This window comes from Mesorhizobium sp. LCM 4576 (genome assembly GCF_001854815.1).
Classification (GTDB): domain Bacteria; phylum Pseudomonadota; class Alphaproteobacteria; order Rhizobiales; family Rhizobiaceae; genus Mesorhizobium; species Mesorhizobium plurifarium.
Genome location: NZ_MDDT01000023.1, coordinates 45,866 through 61,286, shown reverse-complemented (window position 1 = coordinate 61,286; position 15,421 = coordinate 45,866). Strand labels below are relative to the sequence as shown.

General features: G+C 64.4%; 17 protein-coding genes. 6 read left to right on the top strand and 11 right to left on the bottom strand.

Annotated features, from left to right (window positions below; genetic code table 11):
* Positions 1–149 precede the first annotated feature (149 nt).
* On the top strand, positions 150–1,169 hold the full coding sequence (locus LCM4576_RS13025; protein ID WP_071032467.1) for a LacI family DNA-binding transcriptional regulator: 1,020 nt from the start codon (positions 150–152) through the stop codon (positions 1,167–1,169).
* Here LCM4576_RS13025 and LCM4576_RS13020 read toward each other — a convergent pair.
* From LCM4576_RS13020 to LCM4576_RS13000, 5 genes are all read right to left on the bottom strand, one after another.
* Complete coding sequence (locus LCM4576_RS13020) at positions 1,159–1,959, bottom strand: inositol monophosphatase family protein (protein ID WP_071032466.1); 801 nt, start codon at positions 1,957–1,959, stop codon at positions 1,159–1,161. The two genes, LCM4576_RS13025 and LCM4576_RS13020, sit on opposite strands and share 11 nt — an antisense overlap.
* 124 nt (positions 1,960–2,083) lie before the next feature.
* The gene (locus tag LCM4576_RS13015) at positions 2,084–3,082 is read right to left on the bottom strand and encodes an LLM class flavin-dependent oxidoreductase (RefSeq protein WP_040986432.1); all 999 of its coding nucleotides are present in this window, start codon (positions 3,080–3,082) and stop codon (positions 2,084–2,086) included.
* A gap of 3 nt (positions 3,083–3,085) precedes the next feature.
* On the bottom strand, positions 3,086–3,907 hold the full coding sequence (locus LCM4576_RS13010; RefSeq protein WP_071032465.1) for an arylamine N-acetyltransferase: 822 nt from the start codon (positions 3,905–3,907) through the stop codon (positions 3,086–3,088).
* An 87-nt stretch (positions 3,908–3,994) separates the two neighbouring features.
* A complete protein-coding gene (locus LCM4576_RS13005; RefSeq protein WP_071032464.1) occupies positions 3,995–5,164 on the bottom strand; it encodes an AI-2E family transporter in 1,170 nt (389 codons plus the stop codon).
* A 103-nt stretch (positions 5,165–5,267) separates the two neighbouring features.
* Positions 5,268–6,329 (bottom strand): LLM class flavin-dependent oxidoreductase, encoded by a 1,062-nt coding sequence (locus LCM4576_RS13000; protein ID WP_071032463.1) that lies wholly within the window; start codon positions 6,327–6,329, stop codon positions 5,268–5,270.
* A gap of 232 nt (positions 6,330–6,561) precedes the next feature.
* On the opposite strand from LCM4576_RS13000, the gene LCM4576_RS12995 reads away from it, so the two are divergent.
* The gene (locus LCM4576_RS12995) at positions 6,562–6,990 is read left to right on the top strand and encodes a DUF6481 family protein (RefSeq protein WP_071032462.1); all 429 of its coding nucleotides are present in this window, start codon (positions 6,562–6,564) and stop codon (positions 6,988–6,990) included.
* A 171-nt stretch (positions 6,991–7,161) separates the two neighbouring features.
* Here LCM4576_RS12995 and sugE read toward each other — a convergent pair whose 3' ends face one another.
* Both sugE and LCM4576_RS37510 read right to left on the bottom strand, forming a co-directional pair.
* Positions 7,162–7,476 carry a quaternary ammonium compound efflux SMR transporter SugE gene (gene sugE, locus LCM4576_RS12990; RefSeq protein ID WP_040986423.1) on the bottom strand — a complete coding sequence of 105 codons (315 nt, stop codon included), beginning with the start codon at positions 7,474–7,476 and terminating at the stop codon, positions 7,162–7,164.
* A gap of 197 nt (positions 7,477–7,673) precedes the next feature.
* Positions 7,674–7,799: a hypothetical protein gene (locus tag LCM4576_RS37510; protein WP_082953831.1), complete on the bottom strand. Its 126-nt coding sequence runs from the start codon at positions 7,797–7,799 to the stop codon at positions 7,674–7,676.
* A 219-nt stretch (positions 7,800–8,018) separates the two neighbouring features.
* Between LCM4576_RS37510 and LCM4576_RS12985 the strand changes: the two genes are divergently transcribed.
* Both LCM4576_RS12985 and LCM4576_RS12980 read left to right on the top strand, forming a co-directional pair.
* Positions 8,019–8,978 carry a cation diffusion facilitator family transporter gene (locus LCM4576_RS12985; protein WP_071032461.1) on the top strand — a complete coding sequence of 320 codons (960 nt, stop codon included), beginning with the start codon at positions 8,019–8,021 and terminating at the stop codon, positions 8,976–8,978.
* A 35-nt stretch (positions 8,979–9,013) separates the two neighbouring features.
* Positions 9,014–9,418, top strand: coding sequence for a GFA family protein (locus LCM4576_RS12980; RefSeq protein ID WP_071032479.1), 405 nt, complete (start codon positions 9,014–9,016; stop codon positions 9,416–9,418).
* A gap of 161 nt (positions 9,419–9,579) precedes the next feature.
* On the opposite strand, the gene LCM4576_RS12975 is transcribed toward LCM4576_RS12980, so the two are convergent.
* Positions 9,580–9,903, bottom strand: coding sequence for a hypothetical protein (locus LCM4576_RS12975; RefSeq protein WP_071032460.1), 324 nt, complete (start codon positions 9,901–9,903; stop codon positions 9,580–9,582).
* Positions 9,904–10,081: 178 nt separating this feature from the next.
* Here LCM4576_RS12975 and mbfA point away from each other — a divergent pair, with 178 nt between their 5' ends.
* Complete coding sequence (gene mbfA, locus LCM4576_RS12970; RefSeq protein WP_071032459.1) at positions 10,082–11,065, top strand: iron exporter MbfA; 984 nt, start codon at positions 10,082–10,084, stop codon at positions 11,063–11,065.
* Between the two features lie 191 nt (positions 11,066–11,256).
* On the opposite strand, the gene LCM4576_RS12965 is transcribed toward mbfA, so the two are convergent.
* Together LCM4576_RS12965 and LCM4576_RS12960 are read right to left on the bottom strand one after the other, a co-directional pair.
* Positions 11,257–11,601, bottom strand: a complete 345-nt coding sequence (locus LCM4576_RS12965) for an antibiotic biosynthesis monooxygenase (RefSeq protein WP_071032458.1) — start codon at positions 11,599–11,601, stop codon at positions 11,257–11,259.
* Positions 11,602–11,685: 84 nt separating this feature from the next.
* Positions 11,686–12,024, bottom strand: coding sequence for an NIPSNAP family protein (locus LCM4576_RS12960; RefSeq protein WP_071032457.1), 339 nt, complete (start codon positions 12,022–12,024; stop codon positions 11,686–11,688).
* Positions 12,025–12,188: 164 nt separating this feature from the next.
* On the opposite strand from LCM4576_RS12960, the gene LCM4576_RS12955 reads away from it, so the two are divergent.
* Positions 12,189–12,863 carry a helix-turn-helix transcriptional regulator gene (locus LCM4576_RS12955; protein WP_071032456.1) on the top strand — a complete coding sequence of 225 codons (675 nt, stop codon included), beginning with the start codon at positions 12,189–12,191 and terminating at the stop codon, positions 12,861–12,863.
* A gap of 40 nt (positions 12,864–12,903) precedes the next feature.
* On the opposite strand, the gene ligD is transcribed toward LCM4576_RS12955, so the two are convergent.
* Positions 12,904–15,417 carry a DNA ligase D gene (gene ligD, locus LCM4576_RS12950; protein ID WP_071032455.1) on the bottom strand — a complete coding sequence of 838 codons (2,514 nt, stop codon included), beginning with the start codon at positions 15,415–15,417 and terminating at the stop codon, positions 12,904–12,906.
* Positions 15,418–15,421: the final 4 nt, after the last annotated feature.

Below are 15,421 nucleotides of genomic sequence, written 5' to 3'. Positions count from 1 at the left end.
AGCGCCTATCTGGCTTCTGAGGATTGAAGCATTTCAATTCTTGCGAAAAATGCCGGCTTTACGTAGGTTTGGCTAAACAGGGGCGGCTAAACGTTTCGAAAATGACGGCGTCAGGGCGGAAAAAACAGCGGAAATCCACGGCGCCGACCATGCTGCACGTAGCCGAGGCGGCGCGCGTGTCGGTGGCCACCGTGTCGGCATTGCTGAACGGTACCGCCACCGTCAGTCCCGAGCTTACGCAACGCATCGAGCAGGCGATCCGCGACATCGGCTACAAGCGCAACGCCATCGCCCGCAGCCTGAAGATGGGCACCACGCGCACCATCGGCCTCACCGTGCCGCACATCACCAATCCGTTCTTCACCGATGTCGTCTCGGTCATCCAGCAGGCGTTCGACCGCGCCGGCTATGCCGTCATGCTGTGCTGCACCGACGAGGATCTGAWCACGCAGGACGAGCAGATACGTCTGTTGCTCGACCGCATGGTCGACGGGCTGATCGTGGCGCGCGTCGGCGACGGCGGCATTCTGAAGAGCATCGTCGAGGACGCCAATGTGCCGGTGGTGCTRCTCGACCGTCTCTGCGAGGGGGTCGACACCGACGCGGTGGTGCTGGACAACCAGCGCGCCGTGTTCGACGCCGTCACCTATCTGATCCATCTTGGCCATCGCCGCATCGGCTACATCACCGGCACCTCCGACATCTCCMCCATGCATGACCGCATGATCGGCTACCGCGAGGCGCTGCAGGCCGCCGGCCTGCCTGTGGCGGAGGAGCTCATACGCTCCGGCAATTTCCACGAGATCGACGGCTACAACGCGACCATGCAACTCTTGTCGCTGCACGACCGGCCAAGCGCGATCTTCTCGGCCAACAACCCGATGGTGATCGGCACCATGAAGGCGATCCGCGACATCGGCCTTTCCTGCCCCGAAGACATCTCGGTCGCCTGTTTCGACGATTTTCCCTGGTCGGACGTGTTCGTGCCGCAGCTGACCACCGTGGCGCAGCCGGTGCAGGCGATCGGCGAGCAGGCGGCGAACCTCCTGCTCGACCGGCTGGCCGGCAACCGCGACGCCCCGCCGCGCAAGCTCGTGCTCAAGGGCCGGCTGATGATCCGCAATTCCTGCCGGCCGCTCGGCGCGGTCGCGCAGAGCGTCAGCGCGTAAATCCGAAGGAGCTCTCTCCGAGTAGCCGCAACCTGGAGAAGATGCGCTTGCCGCCGGCGACCACCCGGGTGCCTTTGTCGATCACCGTCTTGTGGTCCGCTTTCAGCACCGTGCCGCCGGCCTCTTCGACCAGCAGCATGCCGGCCAGGCAATCCCAGGCGTTCATGTGCTCTTCGATATAGCCGAGCAGCCGGCCTGACGCCGCATAGGCAAGCATCAGCGCTCCGGAAGCATTGCGGTAGAAGACGCCGCCCTCGGCCATGATCAGGCCGATGAGAGTGACGACGTTCTTGGTCGCGGCGCGGTTGGAAAGCCCGGTGCCGACCGCGCCCTCCGAAAGCGACGCCGCGTTGCTGGTCTTGATCGGCTTGCCGTTGAGGAAGGCGCCGCCGCCCAGGCGGCCGTAGAAGGTCTCGTCGGTCGAAGGCTCATGGATGACGCCGACCACCGTCTCGCCGTTCGTGGCGCAGGCGATCACCACGCACCAGGCGGGAATGCCGTGCACGAAATTGGCGGTRCCGTCGATCGGGTCGATCACCCAGACATGACCGGTTGTTCCGGTCACCGCCGCATGCTCCTCGCCGACGATGCCGTCTTGCGGATAGGCCTCGGCGATCGCCGCGCGGATGAACAGCTCAACCTCGCGGTCGGCTTGGGAGACCAGGTCCTGGTGGCCCTTGCTCTCGACGGCCAGGTTGTCGAGGTCGCGAAAATACTTCAGTCCCAGCTCGCCGGCGCGCCGCGCCAGGTCGATGGCAAAATGCATGCGGTCATCGAGATCATGGGTCACGGGCAGGCTCGCGCTGGAGCAATTCCAGGAAAAGTGTGAAGCGGTTTTCCGCGGGAATTGCGTCAAAACACAGGAGGGATGCCTGCCCTTAGCAGACGAGTGTGTCGGGCAAAAGCCGTGGCGGTCAGGCGGCCTTCGACATCGATTTGTGCACGTCGGCGAGAATCTCGTAGGAGCGCACGCGCGCCGCGTGATCGAAGATCTGCGCCGTCACCATCAATTCGTCGGCGCCGGTGCGGCGTATGAAGGCGTCGATGCCCTGGCGCACCGTCTCCGGCGAGCCGACGACGGCGCAGGACAGCGCCTGGGCAAGCATGCTCTTCGCCATGGGGTCGAGATCGCGGTCGTAATCCTCGACCGGCGGCGGCAATTGCCCGGGGCGGCCGCTGCGCAGATTGACGAACGCCTGCTGCAGCGAGCTGAACAACAGCTTCGCCTCGGCATCCGTCGGCGCGGCGGAGACATTGAGGCCGAGCATCACATAGGGCTTGTCGAGCTGCGCGGACGGCTGGAAGCGCGTGCGGTAGACCTCCAGCGCGTGGTCGAGCTCGGCCGGCGCGAAATGGGAGGCAAACGCATAGGGCAGGCCGAGAAGCGCGGCGAGCTGCGCGCCATAGAGGCTGGAGCCGAGGATCCAGACCGGCACCGTCTGGCCTTCGCCCGGCACGGCGCGGATGCGCTGGCCTTCCTCGGCCGGCTGGAAATAGCCCATCAGCTCGACCACGTCCTGCGGAAAATTGTCGGTGCTTTCGAGGTTTCGGCGCAGCGCACGCGCGGTCATCATGTCGGTGCCCGGCGCGCGGCCGAGGCCGAGGTCGATACGGCCGGGAAAAAGCGCGGCGAGCGTGCCGAACTGCTCGGCGATCACCAGCGGCGCATGGTTGGGCAGCATGATGCCGCCGGCGCCGACGCGGATCGTCCTGGTGCCGCCGGCGACATGCGCGATCACGACGGATGTCGCCGCACTTGCAATGCCCGGCATGTTGTGGTGCTCAGCCAGCCAGTAACGCTTGTAGCCCAGGCGCTCGGCATGGCGGGCGAGGTCGAGCGAATTGGCAAGCGATTGCGAGGCGGTGCTGCCTTGCGTGATCGGCGACAGGTCGAGAACCGAAAGGTCCGTCATTGATCAGGTCTCCACGATGCGTTTTTCCCGCAGCCTCGCTTCGAAGGCGGCGCGGTCGGGAATGACGATGRCGAGCTGGTTCTCCAGCACGTCGGCGAGCTCAGTGGCCGTCGCGATCTCGCGCTGCTCGCTGCGGCCGCCGGCATGATGCGTCGACAGCCGGTTGTTGCGCAGCGCATAGCGCCGGTCGGGCAAGGCGAGCGCGGCGACCAGTGTCGACAGGAAATGCGAGCTTGGATGCGTCGACAGGAAATGGCTGGCGACCCGGTAGTCGACCTCATAGGCCCGGCTCATGTCGAAGCGATAGAGCGTGCGCCAATCACTACCGATATCGGCCTGCAGGCGGAATTGGTCATCTGTTCCGATCAGGCGGAAGGCCTCATGCGGCGTCCGCTGCTCCAGCCCGGGCTCCAGAAGCAACGGCGCCGTCAGCGTCAGGCCGCCGAAGCCGACATCGGCAATGTAGGTGCGGCCGCCAAGCTCGATGCGCAGCAGCATATGGCTGCGCGCGGTGACGGCGTCGTCCGGCTGGCCCCAGAGCACGCGGGCGGCAAGCCCGCCGACGGTGAAGCCCAGCGCGTCAAGCGCGTGCATGAAGATCAAATTGTGCTCGAAGCAATAGCCGCCGCGGCCTTGGCCAAAAATCTTGTCCTGCAGCGAAGCGACGTCGAGGCCGACCGAAACGCCCATCAAGGCGTCGATGTTCTCGAACGGGATCGCCCGCGGGTGCGCGGCGTGCAGCGCCTGCAGCGTGGCGAGCGAAGCGTCGGTCGGCCCGCCATAACCGATGCGGGCAAAATAGCCATCGAGATCGAAGTCGCTCATTCAGGGCAGGTCCGGCTTGACCGGTCCGATATAGGCACTGGCCACCGGTGTCGCAAACAAGGGCCGGGGTTTGAGATTGGGCCAGCCTCAGGCCGCTTGGTTGTGGTTGTTTTCGGCGGGCTCTTCCTCGATCGCCATGGAATGCTGCGCGGCCAGGAAATTGCCGGCCGGGCTCAGGCTTTCGAAATGGTCGCAGAAAACCTTGATGACGACCAGCAGCGGCACCGCCATCAGCGCGCCGACGAAACCCCACAGCCACGACCAGAAGGCGATGGCGATGAAGATCGCCACCGCATTGATCTCCAGGCGCCGCCCGACCACCATCGGCGTCACGAACTGGCCTTCGACGACGTCGCACAACACCACGAAGGCCGGCGCCAGCAGCGCATAGGCGATTGTGTCGAAGCTGATCAGCGCTATGACCGTGACCAGCAGGATGGTCATCAGCGCGCCGACATAGGGCAGGAAATTGAGCAACGCCGCCGTCGCCCCCCAGACCAGCGGATTGGGCATGYCGAGCCCCCACAGGCCCAGCCCGATCACCGTGCCGAGACTGACATTGATGACGGAGACCGTGAGCAGATAGTGCGAGATCTCGCGCTCGACGTCATAGACGATGCGCAGCGCCCGCTTCTTCTGGGWCATGCTGGTGAAGGATTGGACGATCTTCTCGTAGAACAGCGTGCCGGAGGCGAGCAGGAACAGCGACAGCACGAAGACGATGGTGATCGAGGTGCCGGCTTCGAGGATGTTGCTGGCCGCCGTGGACAGGATGCCGGAAGGCGCCACCGCGACCCGCTGCACTCCCGGCTCCTGCGAGGTCTCGGTCAGCGCTTCCAGCTGATGCGCGACATCCGTCACCCGTTCGAGCGGCCACCTGAACGGCGCCAGCCGCTCCGTCAGCTGYTGGCCGATCGAATAGGAATTGTTGATGAGGTCGATGACGGGTCCGCTGAGCAGATAGCCCGCGACGGCGAAAATGAAGATCGACAGCAGCACCAGCAGCGTCGCCGAAACGACTTCCGGGATGCCGCGCTTGCGCAGGAAACGCACGATCGGCGTCAGCGTCAGCGTTAGCAGGAAGGCAAGCATCACGGGCATGAAGAAGGCACGGGCGAAATAGAGCGCCGCCGCCGTCATCAGAATGAAGATCCCGATCACCAGCGACCGCATCAGACGCATGTCTGCCCGCGCCTCGGCGCGCATGTCAGGGCTTTCGGCAGCGCTCGCGCCCGAAGCGGTCGGTTCGGCTTTCATCGGTTCCCTCAACACCGCAAAACGGTGCAATCGAGGGGAAACGTGCTCGCCGGGTCAAGGTTCCGTTAGCCGGCGATCATGGAAGCGCTTGGGCAGCGACAGCTCAGGCGGCCGGCACCGGCGCGGCGGATGCCGCCTTTGCCGTCTCCTTGCGCACGATCGGCGCCACCTTGGTGCCATAAAGCTCGATCGCCTTCATGATCCTGGCGTGAGGCATGGTGCCGATCGCCATCTGCAGCAGGAAGCGGTCGTTGTTGAAGATCTTGTGCTGGGCGACGATCTTTTCCGCTACGGCTTCGGGGTTGCCGACAAACAGCGCGCCATTCGGTCCGCGCGCCTGATCGAAATGCGCGCGCGAGGTCGGGCCCCAGCCGCGCTCGCGGCCGATGCGGTTCATCACCTCGGCCTGCGGCCCGTAGAAGTCGTCGGCCGCCTGCTCGGTCGTCTCGGCGATGAAGCCATGCACGTTGATGCTGGTGGCAAGCGTTGCCGGATCGGTGCCGGCGCGGCGCGCCGCCTCGCGATAGATATCGAACAGGGGAGCGAAACGCGCCGGCTCGCCGCCAATGATGGCCAAAGCCAGCGGCAGACCGAGCACGCCGGCGCGGGCAGCCGATTGCGGCGTGCCGCCGATGGCGATCCAGATCGGCAGCTTTTCCTGGAACGGACGCGGGTAGACGCCGCGGCCGTTGATCGGCGCGCGCAGCTTGCCCTGCCATGTCACCTTCACCTGGTCGCGGATAGCAAGCAACAGGTCGAGCTTTTCGGCGAAGAGCTCGTCATAGTCCTCGAGATTGTAGCCGAACAGCGGGAAGGATTCGATGAAGGAGCCGCGCCCGGCCATGATCTCAGCACGGCCGTCGGACAGAAGGTCGAGCGTCGCGAATTGCTGGAAGACGCGCACCGGGTCGTCCGAGGAGAGCACGGTGACCGCGCTGGTGAGCTTGATGCGCTTCGTGCGCTCTGCCGCCGCGGCCAGCGCCACGACCGGGRCCGAGGCGGCATAATCGGGGCGGTGGTGCTCGCCCAGGCCGAACACGTCGAGACCGACCTGGTCGGCCAGCTCGATTTCCTCGATGAGATTGCGCAGCCGCTCATGCGGGCCGATGGCGCCGGGACCCGGTTCCGGGCTGACGTCGGCGAAAGTGTAAAGACCGAGTTCCATCTGGTTGCGTCCTAAGGGCGTTCATGTGGATGTTGCTAGTTGGCGCTAGAGGTAACGATCTGCCCCGTCGCCCGCCAGAGGCGCGATCTGTGAACAGTGCATCATGCATCGCCGCGCCGTATCCCTGCGGCAACAAGCCCGGATTTTTCATGGCTGGCATACCGATTTGGCGCTTGAACTCGCCGCTTTCACGCGTATGTAAGCGTCGCAAATAGACTGCAGGGAAGTGCACTTGGCTATCTACAGGGAAAAAGACATTTTCGAGCGGCGCAACGCCGCGAACGAGGCAAAGAAGGCGCTGCTCGAGCGCTTCAAGGCAAGACCGGCGGCGGATGATCCGGCTGTGCTCGCGCGCCAGGYCGAACGCAAGGCGATCCTTGAGGCCCGCGCCATCCGCGAGGCCGAAAAGGCAAGACTGAAGCAGGAAAAGCTGGCGCGTGAAGCGGCCGAGAAGGCCGAGCGCGAGGCGATTGCGGAAGCGGCACGTCTTGCGGCGGAAGCGGCGGCGGCCGAAGAGGCCAGGCGCCGCGAAGCCGAGGAAGCCGAACGTATCGCGATCGAGCTCGCCGATGAAGCCGCGCGCAAGGCCAAGCGTGACGCACGCTACRCCGCCCGCAAGGCGCGCGTCGGCAGGACGCCTCCGGGCTTCTCCGCCCGCTAAGTTCGGGTTCGATGAAAATGAATCAGGGTCGCCGAAAGCGGCCCCGAAGGCGTTTGTGCCTAGAGCAATTCCAGGAAAAGTGTGAGCGGTTTTCCGTCCGGAATTGCGTAAAAACAAAGAGATAGAGCGGTTAGCCGTTTTCCGTGAAACGGTGAACCGCTCTAAAAATGCTCAGGCTACCAGCTTCAGGCCGACGATGCCGCAGACAATCAGGCCGATACAGGCGAGCCGGACAGCGGTCGCGGGCTCGCCGAGCAGCCAGATGCCAAGCAGTGCCGTGCCAACGGTGCCGATGCCGGTCCACACCGCATAGGCCGTGCCGACGGGCAGCGTCTTCAACGCCAGGCCGAGCAGACCGAGGCTGACGATCATCGAGGCAATGGTGAGAAGGGTCGGCAGCGGTTTCGAGAAGCCGTCGGTGTATTTGAGGCCGATCGCCCAGCCGATCTCGAACAGGCCGGCGAAGAACAGAAAAATCCAGGACATCGAAAACGCTCCGTCGTTCCGGCATCGGTTGCGATGCTCGGTGTGGCGGGTCGTCCCGGCCGGTTTTTCGGGAAGCGAGGTCGTCCTCGCCTCCATTATATAGGGTGCTCAGTTCCCCAATCAACAAAACACCGGCAGCATTGTCATGCCGCCGGTACCAAGCTGCATTTGAGCCGTGGGCGACCGGATTCGGCCGCTTACTTTTCCTTGATGCGCATCGCCTTGACCGGCGGCGCCTTAGGAGCCGGGGCCGCGGCGGGCTTCTTGGCATCCTTCTTCGGCTTGCGGGGTTCCTTGCCCGCCTTCATCGCACCTTTTGCCATGATTCGCTCCTCCGGTTTGTGGGCAATCCAAGTGAAACAAGAGAAATGCCGGACTGCAAGAGGCTGCATATCGCCGACTGGGCCGTCCGGCTGGATGTCAACCGATTTCCCGTCGCTATGCCCATTCAGCGCGCTGCGGTGGCTTGAACTTCCGATTGCCTGGCGCATTGTCTGTGGAGTTTCAGTGTCCCTCCAGGCTGGGGCGCGTCGGGAGATCGGATGGCAGGACATAGCGGATCGAGACGGGTGATCTACGCTGCGCTTGCCGGCAACCTGGCGATCGCGCTCACCAAATTCGCGGCGGCGGCCTTCACCGGTTCGTCCGCCATGCTGTCGGAAGGGGTGCATTCGCTGGTCGACACCGGCAACGGGGCGCTGCTCCTCTACGGCATGCGCCGCGCCGCGCGGCCGCCCGACCGCACCCACCCGCTCGGCCACGGACGCGAGCTCTATTTCTGGAGCTTCATCGTCGCGCTTCTGGTATTCGCGCTCGGCGCCGGCGTGTCCTTCTACGAGGGCGTCATCCACATCATGGCGCCCGAGCCGGTCGTCAACGCCAAGGTCAACTATACCGTGCTCGGTCTTTCCTTCCTGTTCGAGGGCAGCTCATGGCTGGTCGCGCTGAAGGAGTTCCGGCAGCAGAAGGGCAGGCAGGGCTGGTTCCAGGCGGTGCGCCGCAGCAAGGACCCCAGCGTCTACACGGTGCTGTTCGAGGACAGCGCCGCGCTGCTCGGCCTCATCGTCGCGTTCGCCGGCATCCTGTCCGCCGAGCTCCTGGAGATCCCGGAGCTCGACGGTGTCGGCTCGATCGGCATTTCAATCATCCTCGGGGCGACCGCGGTTTTCCTAGCGCGCGAAAGCAAGGGACTGCTCATGGGCGAGCCCGCCTCGCCAGAGGTGCAGAAGCAGGTCCTGGCGATCGCCCAAGAGGATCCGGCGGTGCAGCGGGCTAACGGCATATTGAGCGTCCATATCGGCCCCGAGGAGATCGTCGCGGGCCTGAGCATTGAATTCGAGGATCATCTCACCGCGCCCGAGATCGAAGCCTGCGTCGAGCGCCTGGAGGCAAGGCTCAAGAAGGAAATGCCGCAAATCTCCAGGCTCTTTGTAAAACCGCAGGCGACTGGCACATGGGAGCGGCGGCGCGAGGCCATGGTCGAGGCGTCGGACGAGAGTTAGCTTGAACACAGCGAAGTTTGTAAGGAGGAATGCCGATGAAGATCGACGGCGGATGCCATTGCGGCGCGATCACCTATGAGGCGGAAGTCGATCCTGAGAAGACCTCGATCTGCCACTGCACGGACTGCCAGCAGCTGACCGGAACGRCCTTTCGCGTCACTGTTCCGGCGCCGGAAAGCGACTACAGGATCACCAAGGGCGCGCCAAAAATCTACATCAAGGTCGTGGCGAGYGGCGCTAGGCGCGCCCAGGCTTTTTGCGCCGACTGCGGCTCGCACCTCTACGCAACGTCCGTTGGCGACGGCCCGAAGGTCTATGGCATCAGGGTCGGGACCGCCCGGCAGCGTCAGGACCTCGTTCCGAGACAACAGAAATGRCACCGGTCGGCCCTGCGCTGGCTTCCGGAATTCGAAGGCATGGCGACGACGGAAGAGCAGTAGGACTGGATGCCGGGCGGAGCCGTCCTCAGCCGCCCTCCCATCACTAGAGCGTTTCACCGTTTTACGGAAACGGCGAACCGCTCTATCTCTTTGTTTTTACGCAATTCCGGACGAAAAGCCGCTCACACTTTTCCTGGAATTGCTCTAAGCGAACCGCCCCCTCACCCCAGGAGCGTCTTCGTCCTTTTGCTGCCGCCCAGCTTGCGCCATGTGTTGAAGCGATGGGTGGCGGCGGCGAAGGAGATCTTCATCTGCTGGGCGACGGTGTAGCGCGACTTGCCCTCGTCGAACATGCGGTAGCAGCACTCCGCACCTTCCTCGGTCAGCTTGCCGTCCGGTGTCTTGTTGTGCGGGTTGGCGGGGTCGAATTTCTCGAGCTGTTCCTCGACAAGGYCCTTCAGGCGCTGCAGGTCGGCCTCGATGCTGGCGATGAGATCGAGAACCGGTTTGGCGTCAAATGCGTGCGATGGCTTCTTGTCCGTCATGCCGGGCTTCCTTCAATTTCGGTTGTCGTCAGCCATATAGGCTAACATTCGGTGATAATGAAGGGTCGGCCGGGTAACGCGGGATCACTGTTTCGCGCGTGCAGCCGTGCCGTTCGCAATTGACGTTGGTCAGCCAAGATCCTAGTTTAGAATCATTCTAAACTAGAGTGGTTTCATCATGCTTTCCCGTGTATTCGGCTTCGGCCGCCGTTCCTTCGATTCGCTGTCGKAGCAGGAGATCCTGGCGCTGGCGATCTCTTCCGAGGAGGATGACGGGCGCATCTACCGCGCCTATGCCGACGGCCTGRCGCAGGACTTTCCGCAATCGGCCAAGGTGTTCGAGGCGATGGCCGAGGAGGAGGACGGCCACCGCGATTCCCTCATCGAGCTTCACCGCAAGCGCTTCGGCGATCGCATTCCCCTGATCCGGCGCGAGCATGTGAGGGGTTATTACGAGCGCAAGCCGGACTGGCTGGTGCGGCCGCTCGGCATCGAGCATGTGCGCCGGCAGGCCGAGGATATGGAGCGGCAGGCCTACCGCTTCTATGTCGAGGCGGCCAAGCGGACCACCGACGCCTCGACGCGAAAGCTGCTCGACGATCTCGCCTTGGCCGAGCAAGGCCACGAGAGCTCGGCGCACGACCTGGAGCAGGAGCACGTGCCGGGTGCAGTCAAGGAGGAGGAAGCGAGCGCGGAGCAGCGCCAGTTCATCCTCACCTATGTGCAGCCCGGGCTGGCCGGATTGATGGACGGATCGGTGTCGACGCTGGCGCCGATCTTCGCCGCCGCCTTCGCCACGCATGCGACATTCCAGACTTTCCTCGTCGGCCTCGCCGCCTCGATCGGCGCCGGCATCTCGATGGGCTTCACCGAGGTCGCCTCCGACGACGGCAAGCTGTCGGGACGCGGTTCGCCGATCAAGCGCGGCCTCACCGTCGGCATCATGACGACGCTGGGAGGGCTCGGCCACGCACTGCCCTATCTCATCCCCTATTTCTGGACGGCGACGATCGTCGCGGCGGTGGTGGTGTTCTTCGAGCTCTGGGCGATCGCCTTCATCCAGAACCGTTACATGCAGACACCCTTCTGGCGCGCCGCCTTCCAGGTGGTGCTGGGCGGCGCGCTGGTGTTCGGCGCCGGCGTGCTGATAGGGAATGCATAGCGCCAGCTCCCCTTCTCCCCTTGTGGGAGAAGGTGGATCGGCGCGTTAGCGCCGAGACGGATGAGGGGTGTTCCAGCGGAGTGAGACGTCGGCAAACTCGCCGTCTCCTCCGGCGACGCCAAGCTGGAGCACCCCTCATCCGTCGCCTTCGGCGACACCTTCTCCCACAAGGGGAGAAGGGGGAGCCGCGCCTACCCGTTCACGGTCCTGCTATCCGCCGGCGCTTCCGCCCTTTCCGTCAGCCCGTAGTCGCGCACCACATGGGCGATGYGCAGACGATAGCCGGCAAAGATGCCGCCGCGGCCGGCCTGCTGCGCCTGGCGGTGCTCCTCGGTGGTGCGCCAGGCCTTCACCGCTTCCTCGTCGCGCCAGAAGGACAGCGACAGCACGCGCTTCGGGTCGGTCAGGCTCTGGAAACGCTCGACCGAGATGAAACCGTCGATGCGCTCGAGCAGCGGCTTGAGGTCGGCGGCGATGCCGAGATAGGCATCGCGCTTTCCTTCCGCCGGCTCGACCTCGAAGATGACAGCGATCATGCCTCTATCCCTTCCTTGACCGTCGACTATTTGTTCCGCGCAATTCCGGACGGAAAACCGCTATGCACTTTTCCTGGAATTGCTCTAGGTCCGAAAGACCTGCCTTGGGCCATGCGGGCCGGACACCAGCCTCAGGAAGACGCGATCTTCCTTCAAGATGAACTTCTCGCGCCGCGCGAATTCGTAGTTTGCCTTGCCGGCCGGGTCTTCGGCAAGCCGCGCGCGATAGGCTTCATAGGCCGCGAGGCTCTCGATGTTGTAGGCGGCATAGGCCGTGGTGGCCGAGCCTTCATGCGGGGCGTAATAGCCGATCAGGTCGGCGCCGCAGCGCGGAATGGCCTGGCCCCAGGCGCGCGCATATTGCTCGAAGGCCRCCTTGCCGAACGGGTCGATCTCGTAGCGGATGAAGCAGGTGATGGTCATGTCGGGTCTCCTTGTCTTCCGCACATCGATGCTTCGACCGCGATCGAAGCATCACTGGCGCGAATGTGCTAGGCATTCTCCTGTCAGGAGTGTTTGCCCGGGCTGCTTGAGATGGCCCCAGAATAATGCTTCCCTGACAAGAATGCTTCGATGAGGATCGAACCATGCGCGAAGGACCGGACATCGCCCGCATCGCCAGCCTGGTCGGYGACCCGGCCCGCGCCAACATGCTGAACGCGTTGATGGGCGGCACGGCGCTGACGGCGTCGGAACTGGCGCTGGAAGCCGGCGTGTCGCTACCCACGGCTTCCTCGCATCTGTCGAAGCTGATGGAGGGCGGGCTGCTCACCTTGGCGAGCCAAGGCCGCCACCGCTATTACGGGCTCGCCAGCGCGCAGGTGGCCGGCATGATCGAGGCGATCATCGGCGTCGCCRAAGCGGTCGGCCCAAAGCGCGTGCGGCCCGGCCCGCGCGATGCGGCCATGCGCGTGGCGCGCGTCTGCTACGACCACCTCGCCGGCGAGCAGGCGGTGGCGATGCTCGACCGGCTCTTCGACAGGAAGCTTTTGCTGYGCGACGACGACCAGATCAGGCTCACGCCGGCCGGCGCCTCGCATTTTTCCGCGCTGGGCATCGAGATCCACGCCAAGGCGCGGCGGCCGGTATGCCGCGCCTGCCTCGACTGGAGCGTGCGGCGGTCGCATCTGGCCGGCACGCTGGGCGCCGCCATCCTCGACAAGATCATCGCCGAGAAATGGGCGCGGCGCGAGAAGGACAGTCGCGCCGTGGTGTTCTCGCCGACGGRCAGGCAGGCGTTCGAGAGGGTGTTTCTGGCGTAGGGCTGCGCAGGAAATGACAGCCTCGCAATGTCGGCGCGATTCACCCCCGCTTCAGCGCCTTCCCCAGCTTGAAGAAATCCTTCCACGGATCAGCCTTCTTCAGCTGCGCCAGCGTGGTTTCATCCCCCAGCGGGAATGCATTCGGCGCCAAGCCCTTCTTGATGTCCGGCCAGGTTGCTGGCATCGATATCGTGGCGCCCTTCTTGGCGCGCGAGGAATAGGGCGCGACCGTGGTCGCGCCGCGGCCGTTGCGCAGATAGTCGACGAAGATCTTGCCCGTGCGCGCCTTCTTCGACAGCGTCGCCGTGTAACGGTCGGGTGCCGCCTGCTCCAGCGCGCGGGCGAAATCATGGGCGAAATCCTTGACCTCGTCCCACTCCGCCGAGGGTTTCAGCGGCACCAGCACGTGATAGCCTTTGCCACCGGAGGTCTTGACCAAATTGGGCAGCGACAGCTCATCGAGCTGCCTGTGGATGTCGAGYGCCGCCTCGCGCACTTTGCCGACATCGACGCCTTCGTCCGGATCGAGGTCGAAGATGATCTGGTCCGGCTGTTCCAGCRCATCGATCGTCGAGCCCCAGATATGCACCTCGACCACGCCGTACTGGACAAGCGCCGCCAGCCCGTCGAAATCCTTGATGTAGAGGATCTCCTCGCCATCGGTCGGGTCCTTCATCCTGGCGATCTTGTCGCTCATGCCGGGCGAGGCGTGTTTCTGGAAGAAGCGCTGGCCGTGGATGCCGTCCGGCGCCCGCACCAGGCTCAGCGGCCGGTTGACGACGAATTGCTCCATGCGCGGCCAGACCAGCGCGTAATGATCGAGYAGGTCCTGTTTCGAAACCTTCTCGTCGGRCCACAGCAGCTTGTCGGGATGCGAGAGCTTTATCGAGGTCTTCGCCGTTCCGGCCGATTTTCCCGGCGCGGTCTTGCCGCTGGCCGTCTTCGCTTCGCTCTCGGCCTTGCCGGCTTGCTTCGRCTTTTCCTGCACGACTTCCTCCRCCGGCTTGTCCTCGCGCAGTCCCTGGAACGAGGCGTGGCGGATTATACGGTCGGATGTCCAGCTGCGGAACTCCACCTCGCCGACAAGTTCCGGCTTGACGAAAGTGAGGCCCTTGCCCTTCGRCACAGCGGCCGAGAAGGGCGAGGCCTTCGCCTCGCGCGCGTCGAGCTTCTTTTTCAAATCCGTCAGCACCTTGCCGGAAAAGCCGGTGCCGACGCGGCCGGCGTAACGCAGCTTGCCGCCTTCATTGAAGCCGACGAGCAGCGAGCGCACGCCCCGGCCTGTTTTGTCGGAGGGCAGATAGCCGCCGATGACGAATTCCTGCCTGAGCGTGCATTTCGACTTGATCCAGCTGAGGCCCCGTCCGCTGCGGTAAGGCGCGTCGGCGCGCTTCGACACCACGCCTTCCAGGCCCATGCGGCAGACATGCTGCAGCATGACCTTGCCGGGCTCGTGGAAATGGTCGCTGAAGCGCAGCGCCGAATCCTGGGGCTGCTCGCCGAGCAGCTCGGCCAGCGCCTGCTTGCGCTCGACCAGCGATTCGCGGCGCAAATCCTCGCCGTCGAGCCGCATCAGGTCGAAGACATAATAGATCATGCGGTCGGCGCGGCGGGCCGACAGATCCGCCTGCAGCAGCGGGAAGGACGACACACCATTGTCGGCCAGCACCACGACCTCGCCGTCGATGATGGCGTCGCGGCATTTCAATTTGRCCAGCTCGGCGGTGATCGGCCCCTCGAACTTCTCCGTCCAGTCGAGGCCGGCGCGGGTGAACAGCCTGACCTCGCTGCCTTCGATTTGCGCTTGCATGCGGTAGCCGTCGAATTTCACTTCGTGCAGCCAATCATCGCCGCCCGGTGCTTCCTTCTCCAGCGTCGCCAATTGCGGCTCGATGAATTCCAGCCGCCTGGCCTGCCCGGCCTTGGCCTTGCGGACAGCCGGCTTGTTCGATTGCCAGACCTTCGGTGTCTGCCCCCTGGCAGCCTTGCCTTCGCCGATCTCCTCGATGGTCAGGCCGGACTTCACCGATTTCGGTTCCTGCTGGAGAATGTCCTCGCCCGGCCGGGCGGCGGCATCGCTGGACTTGATCAGCAGCCAGTTGTCGCGCTTCTCGCCRGGGCGGGGCTTCAGCCTGACCAGATGCCAGCGGCCGTTGAGCTTGTGGCCATCGAGCTCGAAGTCGATATGGCCCTTCTTCATGCCCTTGGCCGGATCGCCGTCGGGCGTCCATCTGCCTTCGTCCCAGACCAGGACCGAACCGCCGCCATATTGGCCCTTCGGAATTGTGCCTTCGAAGGAGGCGTAGTCGATCGGGTGATCCTCGACATGCACGGCCAGCCGCTTCTCATGCGGGTCGAGGCTCGGGCCTCGCGTCACCGCCCAGCTCCACAACACGCCGTCGTGTTCCAGGCGGAAATCATAGTGAAGCCGGGTCGCGGCATGCTTCTGGACGACGAAGATGCCGCCGCCCTGCTTGCCGCGCTTCACCTTGCCGGCCGGCTCGGCGGTTTTCTTGAAATCGCGCTTGGCTTGATATTGTTCGAGGCTCGCCATCGCG